We start from the raw sequence: 1,092 nt of genomic DNA, 5'->3' as shown, positions 1-1,092 counted from the left end.
ACGCTGACCGGCGGTGCGGGCACCGACGTGGTGTCGCTCAACTCGGCGGGCAGCACGCTGCTGGTTTCGGCGGTGGAGAGCCTGGTGGGTGCGGCGGGCACCGACATCGTGACGCTCGGCAGCTCGGGCAACACGACGACGGTGTCGGGTCTGGAGAGCCTGGCCGGCAACTCCGGCACCGACGTGGTCCTGCTCGGCAGCGGCGGCTCGACCATCACGGTCTCCGGCCTGGAGATCCTGGTGGGCGGCGCGGGCTCCGATGTGGTGACGCTCGACACCACCGGCAGCACGATCCTGCTGCGCGCCATCGAGACGCTGACCGGCGGTGTGGGCACCGATGTGGTGAGCATCGGTGACACCGGGACGACGGTCACCGTGTCGGGCCTGGAGAGCCTGACCGGCGGTGCGGGCACCGATCTGGTGACGCTGGGGGCCGCTGGCAGCACGCTGACGGTGGCGGCGTTGGAGACGCTGGTCGGCGGTGCCGGCACCGATGCGGTGACGCTGGCCTCGTCCGGCGGCACACTGACGGTGCGCGGTCTGGAGAGCGTGACCGGCGGCACGGGTACGGACGTGGTGGTGCTCGGCTCGACCGGCAGCACGGCGACGGTCTCGACGCTGGAAATCCTGGTCGGCGCCGCCGGCACGGATGTCATCACGCTGGGCACCTCGGGCAACACGATCCTGCTGCGCGGCCTGGAGACGCTGACCGGCGGAGCGGGCACCGACGTGGTGACGACCGGCGACACCGGCACGACCATGACGGTGGCGGGTCTGGAGACGCTGATCGGCGGTGCGGGCACCGACGTGATCACCATCGCCTCCCTCGGCACGACCATGATGATCAACCCGGTGGAGACGCTGCTGGGCGGCGCCGGCACCGACATCATCACCATGGCGAGCACGGGCGGCACGGTGACGGTGTCGGGTCTGGAGAGCCTGACCGGCGGTGCGGGCAGCGACCTGATCTTCATCGGCAGCAGCGGCACGACGATGACGGCGGGCGCCCTGGAGTTCCTTGTGGGCGGCGCCGGCACCGACGTGGTCACGCTGGGCACCTCGGGCAACACGACGACGCTCCGCGGCCTGGAG

The 1,092-nt window shown here is 71.5% G+C and carries 1 pseudogene; it reads left to right on the top strand.

The window, feature by feature from the left end:
• Window positions 1-1,092: pseudogene (locus HL658_RS36460) on the top strand (beta strand repeat-containing protein); the annotation flags it as partial.

Source organism: Azospirillum oleiclasticum (genome assembly GCF_013423485.1).
Taxonomy (GTDB): Bacteria; Pseudomonadota; Alphaproteobacteria; order Azospirillales; family Azospirillaceae; genus Azospirillum; species Azospirillum oleiclasticum.
This window is presented reverse-complemented; position numbering and strand designations above follow the sequence as displayed.